At 59.0% G+C, this 18,408-nt stretch carries 16 protein-coding genes and 1 pseudogene; 1 reads left to right on the forward strand and 16 read right to left on the reverse strand.

What is annotated here, in order from left to right; genetic code table 11:
• Position 1 precedes the first annotated feature (1 nt).
• The 16 genes and pseudogenes from C6558_RS24280 to pyrC all read right to left on the reverse strand — a co-directional run bounded on the left by C6558_RS24280 (position 2) and on the right by pyrC (position 17,724).
• Positions 2-1,140, reverse strand: a pseudogene (locus C6558_RS24280) (Re/Si-specific NAD(P)(+) transhydrogenase subunit alpha).
• Positions 1,141-1,353: 213 nt separating this feature from the next.
• Positions 1,354-2,637, reverse strand: a complete 1,284-nt coding sequence (locus C6558_RS24285) for an ArgE/DapE family deacylase (protein ID WP_107027834.1) — start codon at positions 2,635-2,637, stop codon at positions 1,354-1,356.
• Positions 2,638-2,712: 75 nt separating this feature from the next.
• The gene (locus C6558_RS24290) at positions 2,713-3,705 is read right to left on the reverse strand and encodes an LLM class flavin-dependent oxidoreductase (protein ID WP_107027835.1); all 993 of its coding nucleotides are present in this window, start codon (positions 3,703-3,705) and stop codon (positions 2,713-2,715) included.
• Positions 3,706-3,724: 19 nt separating this feature from the next.
• Positions 3,725-4,495 (reverse strand): CoA-transferase subunit beta, encoded by a 771-nt coding sequence (locus tag C6558_RS24295; RefSeq protein WP_107027836.1) that lies wholly within the window; start codon positions 4,493-4,495, stop codon positions 3,725-3,727.
• A complete protein-coding gene (locus tag C6558_RS24300; RefSeq protein WP_107027837.1) occupies positions 4,488-5,408 on the reverse strand; it encodes a CoA transferase subunit A in 921 nt (306 codons plus the stop codon). The genes C6558_RS24295 and C6558_RS24300 overlap by 8 nt, the downstream gene beginning before the upstream one ends.
• Before the next feature lie 81 nt (positions 5,409-5,489).
• On the reverse strand, positions 5,490-6,992 hold the full coding sequence (locus tag C6558_RS24305; protein ID WP_107027882.1) for a pyridoxal-phosphate dependent enzyme: 1,503 nt from the start codon (positions 6,990-6,992) through the stop codon (positions 5,490-5,492).
• Positions 6,993-7,140: 148 nt separating this feature from the next.
• Positions 7,141-9,567: a 5-amino-6-(D-ribitylamino)uracil--L-tyrosine 4-hydroxyphenyl transferase CofH gene (cofH, locus tag C6558_RS24310; protein ID WP_107027838.1), complete on the reverse strand. Its 2,427-nt coding sequence runs from the start codon at positions 9,565-9,567 to the stop codon at positions 7,141-7,143.
• Entirely contained in the window at positions 9,564-10,268 is a 705-nt protein-coding gene (gene cofC / locus C6558_RS24315; protein ID WP_107027839.1) for a 2-phospho-L-lactate guanylyltransferase, read from the reverse strand. Before cofC ends, cofH begins: the two co-directional genes overlap by 4 nt.
• Positions 10,265-11,260, reverse strand: a complete 996-nt coding sequence (gene cofD / locus C6558_RS24320) for a 2-phospho-L-lactate transferase (protein ID WP_107027840.1) — start codon at positions 11,258-11,260, stop codon at positions 10,265-10,267. The genes cofC and cofD overlap by 4 nt, the downstream gene beginning before the upstream one ends.
• Positions 11,257-12,030, reverse strand: coding sequence for a coenzyme F420-0:L-glutamate ligase (gene cofE / locus C6558_RS24325; protein ID WP_107027883.1), 774 nt, complete (start codon positions 12,028-12,030; stop codon positions 11,257-11,259). The genes cofD and cofE overlap by 4 nt, the downstream gene beginning before the upstream one ends.
• 5 nt (positions 12,031-12,035) lie before the next feature.
• The gene (npdG, locus tag C6558_RS24330; protein WP_107027841.1) at positions 12,036-12,701 is read right to left on the reverse strand and encodes an NADPH-dependent F420 reductase; all 666 of its coding nucleotides are present in this window, start codon (positions 12,699-12,701) and stop codon (positions 12,036-12,038) included.
• A 154-nt stretch (positions 12,702-12,855) separates the two neighbouring features.
• Positions 12,856-13,572: an ABC transporter ATP-binding protein gene (locus C6558_RS24335; protein WP_107027842.1), complete on the reverse strand. Its 717-nt coding sequence runs from the start codon at positions 13,570-13,572 to the stop codon at positions 12,856-12,858.
• Positions 13,565-14,359, reverse strand: coding sequence for an ABC transporter ATP-binding protein (locus tag C6558_RS24340; RefSeq protein ID WP_107027843.1), 795 nt, complete (start codon positions 14,357-14,359; stop codon positions 13,565-13,567). The genes C6558_RS24335 and C6558_RS24340 overlap by 8 nt, the downstream gene beginning before the upstream one ends.
• A gap of 5 nt (positions 14,360-14,364) precedes the next feature.
• A complete protein-coding gene (locus C6558_RS24345) occupies positions 14,365-15,399 on the reverse strand; it encodes a branched-chain amino acid ABC transporter permease (protein ID WP_107027844.1) in 1,035 nt (344 codons plus the stop codon).
• Entirely contained in the window at positions 15,396-16,268 is an 873-nt protein-coding gene (locus C6558_RS24350; RefSeq protein ID WP_107027845.1) for a branched-chain amino acid ABC transporter permease, read from the reverse strand. Before C6558_RS24350 ends, C6558_RS24345 begins: the two co-directional genes overlap by 4 nt.
• Positions 16,269-16,674: 406 nt before the next feature.
• The gene (gene pyrC, locus C6558_RS24355; protein ID WP_245449209.1) at positions 16,675-17,724 is read right to left on the reverse strand and encodes a dihydroorotase; all 1,050 of its coding nucleotides are present in this window, start codon (positions 17,722-17,724) and stop codon (positions 16,675-16,677) included.
• An 84-nt stretch (positions 17,725-17,808) separates the two neighbouring features.
• Here pyrC and C6558_RS24360 point away from each other — a divergent pair, with 84 nt between their 5' ends.
• Entirely contained in the window at positions 17,809-18,300 is a 492-nt protein-coding gene (locus C6558_RS24360; protein WP_158268957.1) for a winged helix DNA-binding protein, read from the forward strand.
• Positions 18,301-18,408: the final 108 nt, after the last annotated feature.

The following is an 18,408-nucleotide window of genomic DNA, read 5'->3' on the forward strand; positions in this document are numbered from 1 at the left end:
ATCAGTTGGCATTGGCACCCTTGAAAGCAGGATGGACGATGACGCCATCCCGCGTCAGGTTGGTGCTCACGACGAGTTCGTCCTCCCAGTTGATCGCGAGCGCCGATTTGTCGCGGTCGATCATGGTGGACACGAAGCTAAAGAGATTTCGGGCGTAGAGGCTGGACGCCGTCGTGCCCACCTTCGAGATGTTGGAGTTGCCGAGGATCTTGACGCCACGGCTGGTCGTCACAACCTCGCCGGCCTGCGAGCCTTCGATATTGCCGCCATTCTCAACAGCAAGATCGACCAGCACGGAACCTGCTCGCATCGCGTCCAGCATCGCCCTGGTGACAAGCCGTGGCGCGGGTCGTCCCGGGATCAAAGCTGTCGTTATAACGATGTCCTGCTTGACGATATGGGCGGCGACGAGTTCGACCTGCTTGGTCTGATATTCCTTCGACATTTCCTTGGCGTAGCCGCCGGCGGACTCCGCGGCCTTAAACTCTTCGTCTTCGACCGCGATGAATTTCGCGCCGAGCGAGGCGACCTGCTCTTTTGTCGCGGGACGAACATCGGTCGCCGAAACTACGGCACCCAGGCGGCGGGCAGTTGCGATCGCCTGCAGTCCGGCGACGCCGGCACCCATGACGAAGACTTGCGCGGCTGGGACCGTGCCCGCGGCCGTCATCATCATTGGCAGCAGTCGGGGAAATTCGGCAGTCGCGTCGATAACCGCGCGATAGCCAGCCAGGTTGGCCTGGCTCGACAGCACATCCATGGATTGCGCGCGCGTGATGCGCGGCATGAGTTCCATGGCAAAGGCGTTGACACCGGCGTTCGCCAGCACGTCAAGGGCTCCGTTCGCCCGATGCGGATCCATCGTTGCAAAAATCGAGGCTCCCGGCTTGCACGCGCGGATCACCGCCTCGTTGGGTCTGCCGACGGCAAGTACGATGTCGGCATCTCTGACGGCCGAGAATGCATCGGAAACCACGCGGGCACCGGCCTGTTCGAACTCCTGGTCGGAGATGCCGGCACGATTCCCCGCCCCCCTTGAATGTGAACCTTGCCCCCGAGCGCCTCGTATTTTCGAACGGTTTCAGGTGTGATCGCCACCCGCGTGTCGGTCATTGTTTCGGACAAAACCGCAATGTGCATGACTCTCATCTCCTTGGTTGAACCTGCGGTGGGAGCGGCGGACGCCTGGTGCTCCTCATCGTCAACTCACTCTGGCGTGAGCCTATCTTTAAGTCAATCTATTTATAGTAAGATAGAATCAATTATCGAATTGCTTCGAAGCTAGTCAGCGCAACAAAAAAGGCGCCGGAAAGCCGACGCCCTTCTGCGAAAGAAGCTGTTGCGGTGCGCACCCTAGGCCCGCTGCAGAGGAGCTCCGTTGCACCAGTCGTAGATACTGAGCGCCATGACCTTGATGGACGTGATGTAATCGTCGATCGACACGTATTCGTCATTGGCGTGCATGATCGCTGTCGAGCCGGGGCCGAAGATGACCGTCGGTGTCTCGCCATAACTATTGAGGAAGCGGGTATCGGCAGCTCCTTGACGACCGCTGATGGTCGGCTCCTTGCCGGTGAGCTCCGTGTAGACATTCCCGACGGTGTTGACGATCGCATGGTCGCGTGGAATCTCGGCCGCTTCTGCGTCATAGCCGACGAAGCGGACGATCGGTGGGTGATCTCTCATCCACGGGTCCTCGGCGGCGCATTCAGCGATTTTCTTGACCAGGCTCTGCTTGACGCCCTCATGGTCTTCGCCGGGCAAAGTACCGATCGACCCCTTGAGCAACGCCGAGGCGGGGAATGCGCTTGGGTAGTTGCCTGCCTGGAAGCTACCAATGATGCACGGCAGCGAGTCGATCGCGCTTGGATAGAGAGGATGCTTGACGGTCGCAACGCGGTGATCTTCAAGCTCCTGAACGGCTTGTACGATCTTCTGGCCGAGCGCAATGCCGCTGACGCCGAGATAGCGCTGCTGAATGCCGGCTGGCTTGCCCTGAATTTCAATTTCGAACCAGATACGTCCGATGCAGGCCGGCTGAACGTGCAGGTCGCTGGTTTCCCCCGAAATGCCGGCGTCCGCCTTATAGCCGCGGATAACCGTATCGAGCGTGCCGTGACCGCTGACTTCTTCATCGATGACGATGTTGATTAAGACATCGCCTTTCGGCGTCAGTCCGAGGTCTTTAAGATATTGGACGGCGAGAACGTGGCTCGCGACGCCGCTCTTCATGTCGCAAGAGCCGCGGCCATAGATCCGGCCGTTCTCGATCTTGGCCGACCAAGGATTGTCGCTCCAGCCTTCGCCATTACCAACCGGGATGACATCGGTGTGGCCGTTCAAAAGCAGAGAGCGCCCGCCGCCGGTTCCCTTGAGGGTCGCAACGATATTCGGCCTGCCCTCGTAGCCGCGCGAAACAGGGCGATAGCCAGGATGCTTCTTGAGGTCGTCCCAGTCGGTCTCCCACATATCGACGTCGAGACCGATACCGGTCAGGTAGTTGTTCATGAAGTTCTGAATGGCGACTTCGTCGCCTGTGACGCTTGGGATTGCTACCATGTCCTGCAAGAACTGGATGGCGTGGTCGCGCGAGGCGTCGATCTTTTCGAGAATTCTCTGACGGTTCGGATCGGTCATTGACTTTAATTCCGCGTTGATTGGACGGTTCCGCTACCCGCTGTCGGGTAGCGTCTGCTTGTCTCGGAGGTTTGTTTACCGGCCAGCCCTGAGGCGCGGCACGATCTCGCGCGCAATCGTCTCGATCTGCTCCGTTTGGTACTTGTAAGGCACGAAAATGATCTTCTGGACGCCCGCGTCGAGGTGTTCACGTAGTTGCTCGACACATTCGTCGACGGAACCCATGATTGCGCTTTCGCGGGTACAGTCGCTGTGTTCCGGGAAGTCCCACTCTTTGTTCAACCAGTCCATCATGTCGTCGTGAACGGCGGCTTTAGACGGGCCAATCATTATGGGTAGCTGCGAGGCGTTCATCATCGTGCCCGGATCCTTTCCGGCCTCCTTGGCAAAACCGAGAACTTTATCCCAAGACTTCTTGAAGTCCTGCGCACGATAGAAATATGTCAGCCAGCCATCACCGCCGACCCCGGCGCGCTTCAATGCGGCATCGGCGTATCCGCCAATCAGGATTGGCAGCCGCGTCTGGGCGGGCTTCGGGTACATCACTGCCTTTGAAAGATTGTACTCAATCTGGAAATCGCCTGACTCCTTGTCGGCCACCGTATATTGCCCGGTGACCAGATCCTCCGTCCAAAGGCGACGCATGACGTCAAGGTTCTGGTCCATGATCTTGCCGCGCTTGTTGAACGGCAGCCCCATGGCGTCGAACTCGCGCTTATACCAGCCGCCGGCCATGCCCATGAGCAGACGCCCTTCTGACAGCTGATCCATGCTCGACAGTTGCTTGGCGAGAGCGACTGGGTTGCGCAGCGGAAGAACCAGGATCCCGGTACCGAGTTTGATGCGTTTCGTTCGAGCGGCGACGCCCGTCAGCACAGTCAACGAATCGATGATCGGGAAATTCGGCTCGACGCCGAGCAACATATGATCCCAAACCCAGAGAGAATCGAAGCCGAGCTCTTCGATGCGGACGCCATAATCTACGAGCGCGCGGGCATTCGGCATTTCCGGATAGGCGGTGAAATTGCGCGCGGCAACGCCGAACGTGTTGGAAATTGCAGTTGTCATTCGTCTCCTCCGAGATGGTTTAGGCAGTGAACAGCCGCTCGGGATCGAGCAACCGCAGGGTTTGGAGTTCGTTGTCGGTTGGGGGTTCGGTCAGCGCGATCTTCTCATCGAAGTCGAGCTTGAAGCCGGTGTTGTCCTGCACTTCTTCGCGGGTCACGCCCGGGTTGAGCGCGAGGACCTTCATGTGGCGGGTCTTGTCGTCGAAGCCGAACACCGCAAGCTCGGTGATTACTCTGAACATTCCGCCCGCCGGCAGTCCGCTTTCGGCGCGGCTGCTGTCGCCGCGAATGAAGCCCGGGCTTGTAATGAAATCTACCTTTTCGACGAACCTGCGTTTTTCGTGCTTCATCGCAACGATCATGTTGGTGAGGCTAGAAATGTCGTTGCCGCCACCTGTGCCCGGCAAGCGGGTCTTGGGCGCCGCCGGATCGCCAATGAATGACGAGTTGAGATTGCCGAATTTGTCGATCTGGGCTCCGCCCATGAAGCCGACGTCGACGTAGCCGCGTTGGAGAAGCAGCAGCACGTCAGCGCTGCCGAGAACCATGTTCGCCCGTTTGGTGCACCGCTGGTCGTTGGTGGACGGGGGCAGCTTGCCTGGTTCAACAAACGCGCCGACGACGCCTCCTTCGAACAGGATCGTCAAGCCGGGGCAGCGAAGCCGTTGGGCCAGCGTCGCGGCGAGAAGAGGGATCCCCACGCCTGCGAAGACAACCTGCCCATCGCGCAGCTCGCGCGAGCTCAAAATCGCGAGAATTTCTGTTGCGGTATAGCGTTGCGCGTCAGTCATTGTAGATACTCCGACCTCTCTGGCTTGCATCGAGAAGCTCTTCCATACCGATCAAGGCGAGGTATTCGTTCCAGGATTTCGGCTCGTAGAAGTAGCGTTCGAGGTACTCGCGCATGCCGTTGACGGGGTCGGCATTGACCTGCGCCACATAGGCCTCCATGTGCTTGATCATCGGTTCGTAGAGGCCAAAACACTCGTGCGGCGCTGAGCCGTAGGGCACTTCGACAACGGCATCGACACAGAAGAAAGGAATCTTCGTGTGGTCGGGAGCCCGCCGGATTTGATCGTTCGAGACGATGCGCTCTGTCGTCAAAATCACGCGATTGGCGGCCAATGCCAGATCGATATCCATGAACTGCAGACCATCGATCTGAGCATTGCCATAGGCGTCGCAGCGCTGAACGTGGATAAGCGTGACATCGGGATTGAGAGCTGGCACGAGGAGGAGCTTTTCGCCGGTGAAGGGGCAGTTAACAGGTTTTGCCTCGGGCCGCTGCTTCATGACATCGGAGCCGAGCATGGCGCGCATCGGCAGGAATGGCACACCCATGCCACCCGCGCGGAAGCGCATTCCTACGCCCATGTGGCTCCATTCCTCGTAGTTCTTCCCCTGCGTCTCAACGTGATGACGCATGACCTTGGAGAGTCCCCAGAGGATGCCCTGTGCGAACCAGCTTGTGATGATGTGATCGGATACACCCGACCCGAACAAGAGGTCGCCGTCGGTTGAAACTATACAGCGCGAGCAGGACAGGTTTTTGCGGCGTTGACGGATCACTTCCCAAATCAACGCCATCGGCGTGCGCGACATCGTAGAGCCCCCGATGCCAACCTTCATGCCATCCTGCACAAACGACGCCGCCTCCTCGAGCGACACCACTTTTTCACGCAAGCTTCTGTCGCGCTTCGACATGTTCTCCCTGAGCCGGGTGTACGGCTCTAACTGGGCTTCAAGCACAAGTTCCTCCTTTCGTCGGCGGCATACCGACTGCTGTTAGTTCAGACCGACTTCCCCGTTGAATTCGGTGATTAACCGGTCCCAGACCGGGACCGAGTGGGCTATGTCTCGCCAGAACGCTTGCTCTCTGCGGGCGTCAAAATCGTCGATCGAGACGCCTTGTTGCTCGACCCAGGTGTAGTAGCCGAGGTTGAAAATGCGACGCCGCTCGGCGTCGCCGAGTTCAAGAAGCTGGGTGCCGACGAGTTCGGAGAGACACGACGAAAACACACGATCGGCGTCGGTAGCAGTGAAGCCCTCAGGGAAAAACCTCTGCTGCGCGCCAACTGCCTCTGTCGCGTACATGCGCGCACTGTCGGTCGCGATCGTCACGATGACATCATCCGGGCCATACTTCATGTGACGTGCGAGCTTGATGGCCGCTACGATGTTGGCGAACCCCGAAAGGCCGACTTCCGAAAAGGCATCGACGGCTTCGGGCGGGAGGCCGCCCTGGCGCGAGATGGACTCTCGGCCGACCTTCGAGTTGAAGAGCAAGTTCAACCGATCGGTGACGTGGTCCGAGACTGCGACGACGACGTCTGTGTTCATCACGTTGTGAATGAGTGGAATGTGCTTGTCGCCGATCCCCTGGATGTTGTGCTCGCCATAGCCATTCTCGAGCATGGTGGGGCATTCCAGCGCCTCGACCGCAACAATGCGAGTACCGTGAAGTGTCTTCAGGTAGTCACCAGCTGCGATCGTGCCGGCCGATCCGGTTGCCGAAACGAACGCGGCGAGGCGTGCGTTGCCACGGGCACCCCTAAGTTCGGAGAAGACTCGGTCACAAGCGGAGCCCGTGCAGGCGTGGTGAACCATATAGTTCGAGAACGCGGAAAACTGGTTGAGAATGACGTTGTCGTCACTCGCCGCAAGTTCGTGGCACTTGTCGTAGATTTCCTTCACGTTGCTTTCCGTTCCCACGGTGCGCACGATGTGGGAGGGATCGGCGACCCAGTTCTCGAGCCATTGGTACCGTTCGCGGCTCATGCCTTTCGGTAGCACCGCAACGCCGTCGCAACCGAGAATGCGCGAGATTGCGACCCCGCCACGGCAGTAATTGCCGGTCGAAGGCCAGATGGCGCGATGGCGTCCCGGATCGAACTGACCCGTCACCAACAGGCTCACCAGTCCGGCATAGGCAGGTAAGACTTTATGAGCGCCGATCATCGGGAACCGAGACCCAAGCAGAACCACGATCGGTGCTTCTACTCCGCTCAGCGCCGGTGGAATGATAAGGTGGTCCGGAACCTCGATCCGCGTGCGGCGGTTCGGAGCATTGAACCAATTCACCCGCCACAGATTGGATGCGTCCTTCTGGTCTGGGTCGACCGAAGCAACCTTCTGCGCGACGGCAGCAGGCGTCCAGCTTTCGCCCGCCAACTCGGCAAATGTCGGAAGGATGACGCCGACCTGGCGCGCTCGGTCGATTGCGGCGGAGCGCGTGCGACCATCCAATACCTCGCCCTTCGCGACCAAATCCGCTGCAGCGTGAGCCATTTCCGAGCACTCCATCTTTCTGTTCCGCTAACCCGCCGGGCGGAAAGTCAATCTATCTTCCTATAAATAGAACCTATCATTCTATTTATAGGATGTCTACATGATAGAAAGACTTTTTCCCTGCATGGCTGTGCTCAGACGGGATTGGTCAGTCGGCGCTCGCAGACTGCAGCGTTACGGCAAGATTTCCCGGCTGGGGTTTTGGGACAGCGGCAAAGGACCGTTCGCGTAGCTCGGCGCATGCGTTGCCGTAGAGTGTATTGCGCTGGCGCGGCAGTCTGCCGGAGGACCGTATGATCTCCTCCATTCTCTGCGGCGTCATTTCCTGCCCATGGCTCGCACCAGCCGAACGCGAAATGCTCTCATCCATCAGGGTTCCACCGAGGTCGTTGACACCCGCATCTAGGCACCGCCGTACCCCGTCCGGACCCAATTTCACCCAAGAAGCCTGGATATTGGTGATGTGAGGATGCAATGCCAGACGCGAAACCGCATGCATCAAAATCGACTCCCGAAACGTCGGACCTGGTCGCGATCTGCCCTTCAAGTAAATAGGCGCCTCCATATGCACGAATGGTAGCGGAACGAATTCGGTGAAGCCGCCCGTTTCCATCTGCAGATTACGAACACGGATCAGGTGCCGCGCCCAATGCTCATAGCGGTCGATATGACCGAACATGATGGTCGCGGTCGAGCGAAAGCCCAAGCCATGAGCGGTGCGCATAACCTCCAGCCATTCGTCGGTGTTGATTTTGTCAGCGCACAGTAACGCCCGCACCTCATCGTCCAGAATCTCCGCCGCCGTTCCAGGCAAGGTTTTAAGACCCGCTGACTTCAGATCCGCTAGAAACTCTTCAACGGAGATGCCGAGCGTCCGCGCGCCCTGCCAAACCTCGAGAGGAGAGAAGGCATGCAGATGCATGTCTGGCACGGCCGCTTTCACGGCTGCACAGATTTCGAGATATTTCTGCCCGGTGTAGGAGGGATGGATGCCCCCCTGCATGCAGACCTCGGAAGCGCCGCGGTCCCAGGCTTCTCGAACCCGCCGTGCCACCTCATCCATGCTGATATCGTAGGGTTTGCCGCGCAAATTTTCGCTGAGTTTACCTTTGGAAAAGGCGCAGAACTGACATTTGAAGTAGCAGATGTTCGTATAGTTGATGTTGCGTGTGACTACGTAGCTCACGACGTCGCCGTTCACGCTTCGACGAAGTTCGTCTGCTGCGCGGCATACTGCGGTGAATTCATCCCCGCGCGCTCGAAAGAGCCTAACAATATCCAGCTCGGTCAGCAGTTTTCCGCCGAGCGCATTTTCCAGGATCGGCCGCACCTGGGTGGTGCCGGGAGCGGGGGAGTGACCTTTCACCAAATCAACGTCAGAGGCTGGCAGCGGATCCGCACGACCCGGACACCAACGATCAGTGCGTGGCCAACCGTCAGCATCGACAAGATCGTATAGCGGGGTGCGTGCTTTCTCGTCTATCCAGCGAAGCGGGTGGCGGGCATATGCCGGATAAACAGCCAGCCGCTCCGTCAGGTCTTTTCCCGCAGCTTTGGTCGCTGCAGCGAGCTCCTTCAGGTGCGGCCAGGGAGCTTCCGGATTGACATGGTCCGGCGTGACCGGCGAGACGCCACCCCAGTCGTTAATACCCGCGTCAACCAGTTGCTTGAGCGCATCCGGGCTGAGGTTCGGCGGCGCCTGAATATTCATTTCGGGATCGAATATTAGCCGCGCGATCGCGATGGTCCAGAGATGGTCGTCAATCGACGGGGCGGCCACATTCGCCATCCGCGTGCCAGGCTTGGGGCGAAAGTTCTGAACTATGATCTCCTGAATGTGCCCATGGGCGTCGTTGAGCTCGCGCAACGCAAGCAGGGAGTCGATACGCTCCTCGCGTGTTTCACCGATGCCGATTAGGATACCGGAGGTGAATGGAACGGCGTGTTCCCCTGCCCGGCGGATCGTATTGAGGCGCGCGGACGGCACCTTATCAGGAGAGCCATGATGCGCGCCGCCCCTGGCGCAGAGGCGCTCGGAAATGCTTTCCAGCATAATGCCTTGCGAGATAGAGACGGGCCGCAATGCTCGAAAGTCCTCGTCCGTCAGAAGTCCCGGATTGACGTGCGGCAACAATCCCGTTTCTCGCAGCACGAGATCCGCTACTTCCGCGAGGTAGGATAGCGTGGTTTCGTGGCCTAGCGCTCGCAACTCGTCGCGGGCGATGCGATAGCGGAGTTCCGGTTTGTCACCGAGAGTGAAGAGTGCCTCCTTGCAGCCCGCTTTTCTTCCCGCCTCGGCGATCGCCAGCACCTCCTCACGCGTGAGGAATGCCTTTTCACCCTTACGCGGCGGATGTGCGAAGGTGCAGTAGTGGCAGACGTCCCGGCAAAGCTGCGTCAGCGGAATGAAGACCTTGCGCGAATAGGAGACGATGGCGCCGTGAGCAGCGTCGCGCCTGCGCGCGGCTGCATCCAATAGCGGCGTGATATCCGCAAGACCAGCGAGGCCCACGGCCTCCTCCCGGCTCAACCTATGGTCAAGTCTGAGCGTTCCAAGTAGCGCTTTCTGGCTCATGGTTGCGATATCTCCTTGCATAACCGCGTTGTCGGTGTTGAATTTATCCGAGCCATTTGCCTTAGGTGGGCGCGCGTTCGCACAGCCGGGCTTTGCCCCCCGTCGACGAACAGGTCGGATGAGACGTCGATGTCATGGCCGGCCCCGTCGAGATGAAGCACATGCGCCTCTACGCCGGCTTCACGGGCCACCGCCAGGTGGCGGACGAAGCTGTTTTGTCCATAGGCGACCTGAATTACCCCCGGCGGAGCCATCGCAAGGATGTTCGTGCCACCATCGCGGACTGCCGGCACGAGGACGACTGAACCTGTCCGAAGCTTATCGAGGACGGAAACGATCTCGACGGGTTCGGTAAAGGGAACGTCACCAGGCACCACTACGGCTCCATGAGCGCTGTGCTTCCTCAGCCAGGTAAGAGCACATGTGACTGCCGGGCTTGTTCCCTCATCTCGGGGGTCTGGTAGCGTGATGGCCCCGTGCGCGCGGGCAAAATTCGCGGCTCTAGGATCGTTCGTTACAACAAGAATCCCACTCAGTCCTGGCACATTGCCAAGCGTATCAAGCACATCGCGGAACATGGCCCAAGCCAGTTCCTCCCGCTCCGCCGAATCCAGGAGGTTCGCCAGCCGTGACTTTGCGCGATCGAAGCGCTTGACCGGCACAACAGCCCACACGCCCGATAGGTTCGCCGTGTCTCTCATCGACACCCCACCTCTCTCGATCCGGTGGCCATAGATAGGCGATCCACAAAGTCGAGCACTGAGCGAGCCAAGCCGTCCCGGTCGGCTTCGGTTTTCATCAACGTCGGGACAATGTGTGTCTCGATTGAGAGATTTGCGACCTCGTCGCCATCAGCGACGTCGACCACCAATCCGTCCAGAAGTCCGCCATAGCGCTCGACGATTGCTCGCGAGGTGGTTGGCACCCCGAGCTCTGCCATGATCTTGTCGGTCGGCCCCTTGACCGCCTTCCCGCCGATGATGGGCGATACCGCCACCACCGGGACACCGGCCACCTCGATCAGGCGTCGAAGTCCTGGCACGGAAAGGATCGGATCTATGCTGAGAAACGGGTTGGACGGACAGATGACGACCGCCCGGAGGCGTGGATCGTTCAGTGCCGCCGTGACTTGCGCCGTAGGCTTGGTTCCTGATGCTCCGTCGAAGACGATCTTTTCAACGACTGGAGCGCAGCGACGTTCGACGAAATAGCGCTGGAACGGCATGACACCATCTGTGGTGACCACTGTCGTGCGCATCGTATCGTCGGTCATTGGCAGGATCTGGGCGGCAATCCCGAAGCTGTTGGCGACCTCGGCCATGAAGCTCGTTAACGACCTGCCGGACTTCAACTGATGCGTCCGCTGAACATGTAGGGCGAGGTCGCGGTCGCCCAACTGGAACCACGTCTCCGAACCGAGATCCCGCAGAACTTCCATGAAGTTCCAGCTTTCGTCGGCGCGCCCCCAGCCAAGCTCCCTGTTGGCTAGTCCGGACAAGGTGTAAAGGACAGTGTCGAGGTCCGGCGAGATCTGCAACCCCAGATGCTCGAAATCATCGCCGGTGTTGACGATCACTGTCAGATCGCTGCCAAGCAAGCGCGAAAGGCCAAGTGCAAGCTTCGCCCCTCCAACACCGCCGCACAGGGCGACGATGCGGGTCTTTTTGCGATCGGCTTTCTCAGTAGCGGTCATCGGAACATGTCTCTCTCTCGATCGCGGATCAGCGCTGCTGCTGGACGGTCTGGCGCACACGATCTGAAGCCGCGCACTAGAACAGCGGGGACGCCTTCCGCGGCCTGTCCCATGATCAGGGATGCGGCAGCAGCCAGCTCGTCTGCGACAGCGATCTCCGTCACTTTCAACGTGCGGCCGAAGAGATCGCTTGCGCCGACCCTGTCTACAATTGCCGGGACGCCGGCGGCCCCGAGGGCGACTCCCACGACACCATTCCGCCACGGTCTGCCGAAGCTGTCGTTGATGATGACCCCAATGGAAACACCGAACTTCGCTTCAAGGCGGCCCTTCAGCTCGGCTGCAGAACCGTCCGGGTCGAGCGGCAGCAGCAATACGCGTCCGCCGCCGTCACCGTGGCTGATGTTGGATTCATCGATACCGGCATTGGCCATCACGAAGCCGAGCCTGTGCGCGGCAACAATGACATTCGGACCGACCTTCACGATTTCGTCGGATTCGGAGAGCACGACCTCCACGTGGCGAGGATCCTTGCGAACCTTTGCGCCAAGCGCATGGGCTTGCTCTGAAGGATTGACATCGTCCAGGTTGACGTAGCGGCCCTCCGCCTTTGAGACAATCTTCTGCGCCAACACGAGAACGTCGCCATCCGCCAACTCTAGCTCGTTGTCACGCAAACTGTGGCTGATCAGGGCGGCAAGGTCGTCGCCCGGCTCGATGAGCGGAAGCCCAGACAGGGCGTAGAAGGAGACGGGCGAGACCAACTGCATTTGCATCAGGCCTGCACGGCTTCCTCAAGGCCGGTGATGCTGATGCCGGCGCCGAGAACCTTGTACTGGCGATTGATCCAGATCAGCACAGAAGTGAGGGCCTCCCCCGCCGCGGAGTTGGCGAGCGAGCCGCCCGCGACCCCACGATTGGCCACGGCGGCCGCTAGTTCGATCACTTGATTTCGGGCCTCCTTGTCGTCACTGAACACCAGAACATCGCAGTCTGCGCGCCCGCCCTTGTGAAGCTTTGCAGCTCCTACATTGTGGAAGGCCGAAACGACCCGCACGCCATCACCGAGGATGCGCTGAGCGATCTGAGCTGCGGAGCCTTCGCCGGGAAGTTGGACGACCGAGACTTTCGGCGGCACGAGAGGCACAGCCGCATCGACGACGATCTTGCCCTGAACCACGTGCTTGATCTCTTCCAGAGATGCGTCGTGATTGGCGAATGGGACGGCCAGGATAACGATATCGGAGATCCGGGCGGCTCCGACGTTGTCCTCGCCGATGACGTTAGCCCCCAATTCGACTGCTGCGGCGACTGCCTTTTCACGGGAGCGTGATCCGATCACGACGTTGTAACCGGCTGCCGCCCATGCTCGCGCCAGGCCCGAGCCAAGATCTCCAGTTCCACCAATAATACCGATTACCGGCTGCGACGTCTGTGCCATGTCTTTCCTGCCTCACCTTGTTGTGGGGGCGATGACCGGCGGGAATGTTGGCCCGGGTTTCCGGAGAAGAGCCCCGCCGGACTCGCCATACTCGAAAGGTACTATCATTAGTAAGATAGATCAAGTGAGAAACGGGCGGAAACCGCCCGTCTCGTCAAGCGTGCATACCCGCTCCGAGATAAGCCTCGCGTACATGCGGATCGTTGATCAGTTTCTCGCCAGGCCCCTCGAGGGCCATCGTGCCCGCCTCAAGGAGGTAGGCGTAGTCACACATATCGAGCGCGGCGAACGCATTCTGCTCCACCATCAGCACGGTCGTTCCGGCTTCACGGATGCCCTGAATGATCGAAAACGTTTGCTCGACGATGTTTGGCGCGAGGCCAAGTGAGGGTTCGTCGAACATGATCAACCTTGGCCGCGACATCATTGCCCGACCAATCGCGAGCATCTGCTGCTCGCCACCCGAAAGCGTCCCAGCGACCTGTTTGCGCCGCTCCGCGAGCCGGGGGAACAGGCCGAGAATGTGGTCAATGTCGCTGGAAATACCTTTGGAGTCCGAACGCAGATAACACCCCATCTCGAGATTCTCGAGAACCGTCATATCCGAGAATACCTTGCGGCCTTCCGGACAATGGGCGATCCCCCTCGCAAGAATACGGCTCGCCGGCATTCCTGTGATGTTCTCACCATCGAAGAAGATCTCGCCCCCTGCAGCAGGAACGATCCCGGAGATGGCACGAAGCGTCGTGCTCTTGCCCGCACCATTGGCGCCGACCAACACGACAAGCTTGTTTGCGGGCACTTTTAAAGAAATGCCCTTTAGGGCTGTAACCTTACCGTAGCGGCAAACGAGGTTTTTGATCTCAAGCATGCTTTACCCCTCCCCCGAGATAGGCCTTAATGACGTCGGGGTCGCTCTGGATTGCCGATGGCGGACCATTTGCAATAATGCGGCCGTAGTTCAGCACGACGATCCGATCCGAAATGCCCATGACCATGGGCATGTCATGCTCCACCAGCAGAATTGTCGTTCCCCTAGCGCGCAGCTTATTGAGCAGCGCAATGAAGCGCGCCGTTTCCGATGCGTTCATGCCGGAAACCGGTTCGTCGAGCAGCAGGGCACACGGACCTGCAGCAAGGGCCAAGGCGACCCCCAAGAGCCGTTGATCGCCATAGGGCAAGCTTCCGCCGGGCTCGTCCGCCTCATGCTCGATTCCGACAAGCCGCAGGATTTCCCATGCTTCTTCGCGCAGCGCTTCTTCGGCGCGACGCTCCTTCGGTAGTGAGAGGAGCGTGCCGAACAGACTGGCTGCGGTGCGTCGGTGCAAGCCGATCAGGACATTGTCGAAGACCGAGATCTTATCGAAGACGCTGGTGCGCTGGAACGTCCTGACCAGACCCAGGCCGGTGACTTCATGCGGTTTCAGACCGTTGAGTGATGTGCCACGGAATGTCACGTGGCCTTTGGTTGGCTTCTGGAATCCGGTGATCACGTTGAATGCCGTGGTCTTGCCCGCGCCGTTCGGCCCTATAAGGCTCACGAGTTCCCCTTCGTGAACCTCGAAGTTCATGTCCGAGATGGCAACAAGGCCACCAAAATGCACGGCCACGTGCTCGATGGTGAGGATCGGGGCGGATGTTGTTGTCTGGGCGCTCATCACTGTCAGCCTTTCTCGGTCTGGAGGGCCAAGGTGGAACCGTTCTTTTCTGCGGCTTTCGAGCCGCGGCTGAACCACCGCTCGATCGCCGGGACGATGCCGTCTGGAAGAACGAAAACAATAAGGATCATCAGCAGGCCGTAGAGGATCCACTGAACCTCAGGGCCGACGTAACCTCGCAGAACTACGGGCGCGATGCCGAAAATGAGTCCCCCGACGACTGGGCCTGCGAGCGTGCCCTTGCCGCCGGTAATCACCATGATCACCATCGTGACCGTGTTGAGGAACATGAACACCATAGGATCGATGATCTGGATGTAGTGTGCATAGAGGCCGCCGGCCAAACCCGCCAAGGCACCGGAGAAGATGGCTCCAAGTACGAGATACTTGGTGACGCTGATGCCCACAGAGACCGCCAACGTCTCGTTTTCTCGCAGCGCGATCATTGCTCGGCCGAAGGGTGATTGAACCAGGCGCTTGATGATCAGATAGGCTATGGCGAGGAATGCGAGCACAACGTAATAGTTCTGCGACTTGCTCCAGAGAGTGAGATAACCCGTCCATTCGAAGCCCAAGGTCAGCGGCGGGATACCGGGCAAGGCTAGAGGTCCGTTGGTAAGCTCGACCCAGTTCAGGGCCACCAGCCGCACGACCTCAGCGAAGCTGACGGTAACAATGACGAAGTAGGCGCCGCGCACGCGAAAGGCGAGCTTGCCGATCAGGTAACCACACAGGCCCGCAATTACTGTACCAAGAGCGAGCCCTAGCACCGGTGGCCACGGGTCGTGGGTGATTTGGTATCCGAAGATCGATACGCTGAAACCAAGTGAAGTCAGCGCGCTGACATAGGCGCCTATTCCGAAGAACGCGACGTGGCCAAGGCTCAGCTGCCCTGTATATCCGAGCAACAGATTTAAGCTCATGGCCGCAAGCATGAATATCCCGGCCACGACAAGCGTGTGGAGGTAGTACTGGTTGTGGAGCCAAAGCGGCACCGACGCGAAGAAAACAAGGGTGAGATAGGGAAGATAACGGTTCATCCGACGCGCTCCGTGCGGGCGAAAAGACCCGTAGGTTTGAAAATAAGAACAATCATGATGATTACGAAGCCCATGGCGTCGCGGTAGCCCGACGAAATGTATCCGGCACCGATCTCCTCTGCGAACGCCAGGATGAACCCGCCGATGGCGGCGCCCGTGATGTTACCGAGGCCGCCGAGGATGACAATTGCGAATGCCTTCAGCGAGGCCAGATCGCCCATGGTTGGCGTCACCACGAAGACAGGCCCGAGCAGCGCTCCAGCGGCGGCAGCTAGGGCTGAGCCGAGACCGAAGGTCATCGTATAGATCGCACTGGTGTTGACACCCATCAGAGAGGCGGTGCTGCTGTCCTGGAACGTCGCCCGCATCGCCTTGCCGAGTTTGGTACGGTTGATGATCACATAGGTCGCGACGATCAAAGCTAATGCGACGATGAGCACCATGGCGCGCAGCCATGACAGCGAAACCGGACCGAGAACCAGTGGCGTCTCAGGCAGCGGCGACGGAATCGACTTGGCAATTCCGCCCCAAGTCAGTTGCTCGAGGTTCTGGAATACGATCCAGGCGCCGATCATTATCAACATCGTTGTGTCGATGTCGGCCCCGCGTTTCGAACGCAGGAGCGTATATTCGATGATTGCGCCTAGGACCATCCCCGCAGCGATCGCGAAGGCGATCGAAACGAAGAAATTCATCCCTATGACTGTAGCGAAGAAATACATCATATACGCACCGAACGTATAAAGCTCGCCGTGCGTGAAATTTACGATCCTCATGATCCCGAAGATCAACGTAAGGCCGATACCGAGCAGCGCATATGTGCCGCCCATTATCAATGTATTGACGAGATGTTGTAGTAGTTGGTCCAAGACAGTCTCCTCACCTGTTTGTACCGACTCAGGCCAATGCTGAGACACGCCGAAGCAACGCTGCCGCTGAATCGGAAACGTCTCCCACAGGACCTAAATCGTCAGATTAGCGTAGTCGTGCTCCACCTGGCCGGAGCTCGACGCCTATTCGCAATCACTCATAGCGTTCCTCCGGGTAACGTGACGGAAATCCATGCCCACACGTCAAAGGGGTGTCCTCTGACCGGCATTCTTGCTTGCGCCGGCGGCATGTCTGGATAGCGTACAGCATTCGGCGGCTCAGATAGGTAATATCATACTATTGTTAGAAACATAATACGATATTGACTGAGATAGCGCAACCCTGATGTTGCCAACCTCTCGTCAACCCGAGGACGGCAAACTCCGTCGTGTGCGTTGGGAGTTGTCAGGGCCTTCTAGCCACCACCCAATACAATGGGAACAGCGGATCAAAGACCTTGATTGGACCCGCCGCGGTATGGATCTCGCAGGGAAATGAAACTGGATCGGATTGGCGCACGAGAGTGACCATTTCGGCAGTGATCGGCACGCCGTACCAGGCGGGGCCGTAAATTGAAGCGAAGGCTTCGAGGCGATCGAGTGCGCCCTCCTGCTCAAAAACCTGTGCTAGGCAGCTGAGCGCATTGGTCGCGTTAAACACCCCCGCACAGCCGCAAGCGCACTCCTTGGACGAATCCGTATGCGGTGCCGAGTCGGTGCCCAGAAAGAACCTTGGGTCGCCCGAGACCGCAGCGGCGCGCAAGGCGAGTCGATGACGCTCCCGTTTGGGGACAGGGAGACAATAGTAGTGGGGTTTGATGCCCCCGGCGAGAATAGCGTTGCGATTGATGATGAGGTGATGCGGCGTGATCGATCCGGAAAGATTGGCGCCCGAGGCCCTGATATAGTCGACACATTCGGCGGTTGTCACATGCTCCATGGTTACCCTGAGCTCAGGAAGACGCCGATGCAGGGGGTCAAGGACCGTCTCCACGAAGACCAGCTCGCGATCAAATATATCCACGTCCGGCGAATTAACTTCTCCATGGACGCATAGCGGCAGGCCAATTTTCGCCATGCGTTCGAGGACCGGCATGACATTGGCGATGCTCTGGACCCCAGACTGGGAATTTGTCGTCGCCCCCGCCGGATAGAGCTTTACGGCCCGGACCAGACCGCTCGCATATGCTCTCTCGACGTCATCCGGCTCAGTCATCTCCGTCAGGTAAAGGGTCATGCACGGTTCAAAGCGGTGGCCACCCGGCAAGGCGGCGGCGATGCGGGCGCGATAGCTTTCCGCGTCGAGCTTCGTGACGACCGGCGGCACCAAGTTCGGCATGATGATCGCTCCGCCAAAGACGGCGCTTGTCTCGCCGATTACCGCGCGAAGCACGTCACCGTCGCGCAAATGGAGATGCCCATCGAAGGGCCGTTTGATCGAGATGGTGGTCGGCACTTTCCCCTCCAAATTCAGACTATGATTAGATTGTTCCATCATATATATCTTAGAATGTTTAGCGGCAACCGACGGAATCACTCGATGGACGGAGAAGCGAGATGCGACGTGGATCGGCTGTCGGTAGGGTTGGCCGATGTCGAACTGGCGATCGCCAAAGCACGGTGGGCTCACGATCGATGGGTCACCGCCGCCATCAGAGCAGCCGGCGGCGGTAGCTTATCTGGGGCGGAGGTCTTGATCTTGCTGGCGGTTTGCCGCGCCAAACGTACCGCCTTGGCGGATGTACGACTGGTTCTTTCCTTTGAGCACACGCACTCGGTCTCATACGCAGTTCGCAAGCTCTGTTCCGCCGGATTGATGTCGGCCGAGGGCACCTCCCACGGGAAATTGCTGCAGATTTCCGACATGGGCGCAAAAGTTTGTTCGAACTACCTGGCGCTTTGGAGAGATCTCGTGGCCAATTCGATGAATCGCGTATTACCGGCGGACGCCCCCCTGTCGGCGACCGCGGACGCTATTAGGCTTCTTTCGGGTCTCTACGCCCAAGCGGCTCGAAGCGCTGCGCTGTTGTAAACACTCGTAATTCATTCTATCATAGGGATCATAGAATGATGGAGTGAATGATGACGATTTCAATGCGAGGATTATCCTCTGACACGCGACGAACGCCGGTCTGGGGAT

This window comes from Ensifer sp. NM-2 (assembly GCF_003024455.1).
Lineage (GTDB): Bacteria > Pseudomonadota > Alphaproteobacteria > Rhizobiales > Rhizobiaceae > Ensifer > Ensifer canadensis.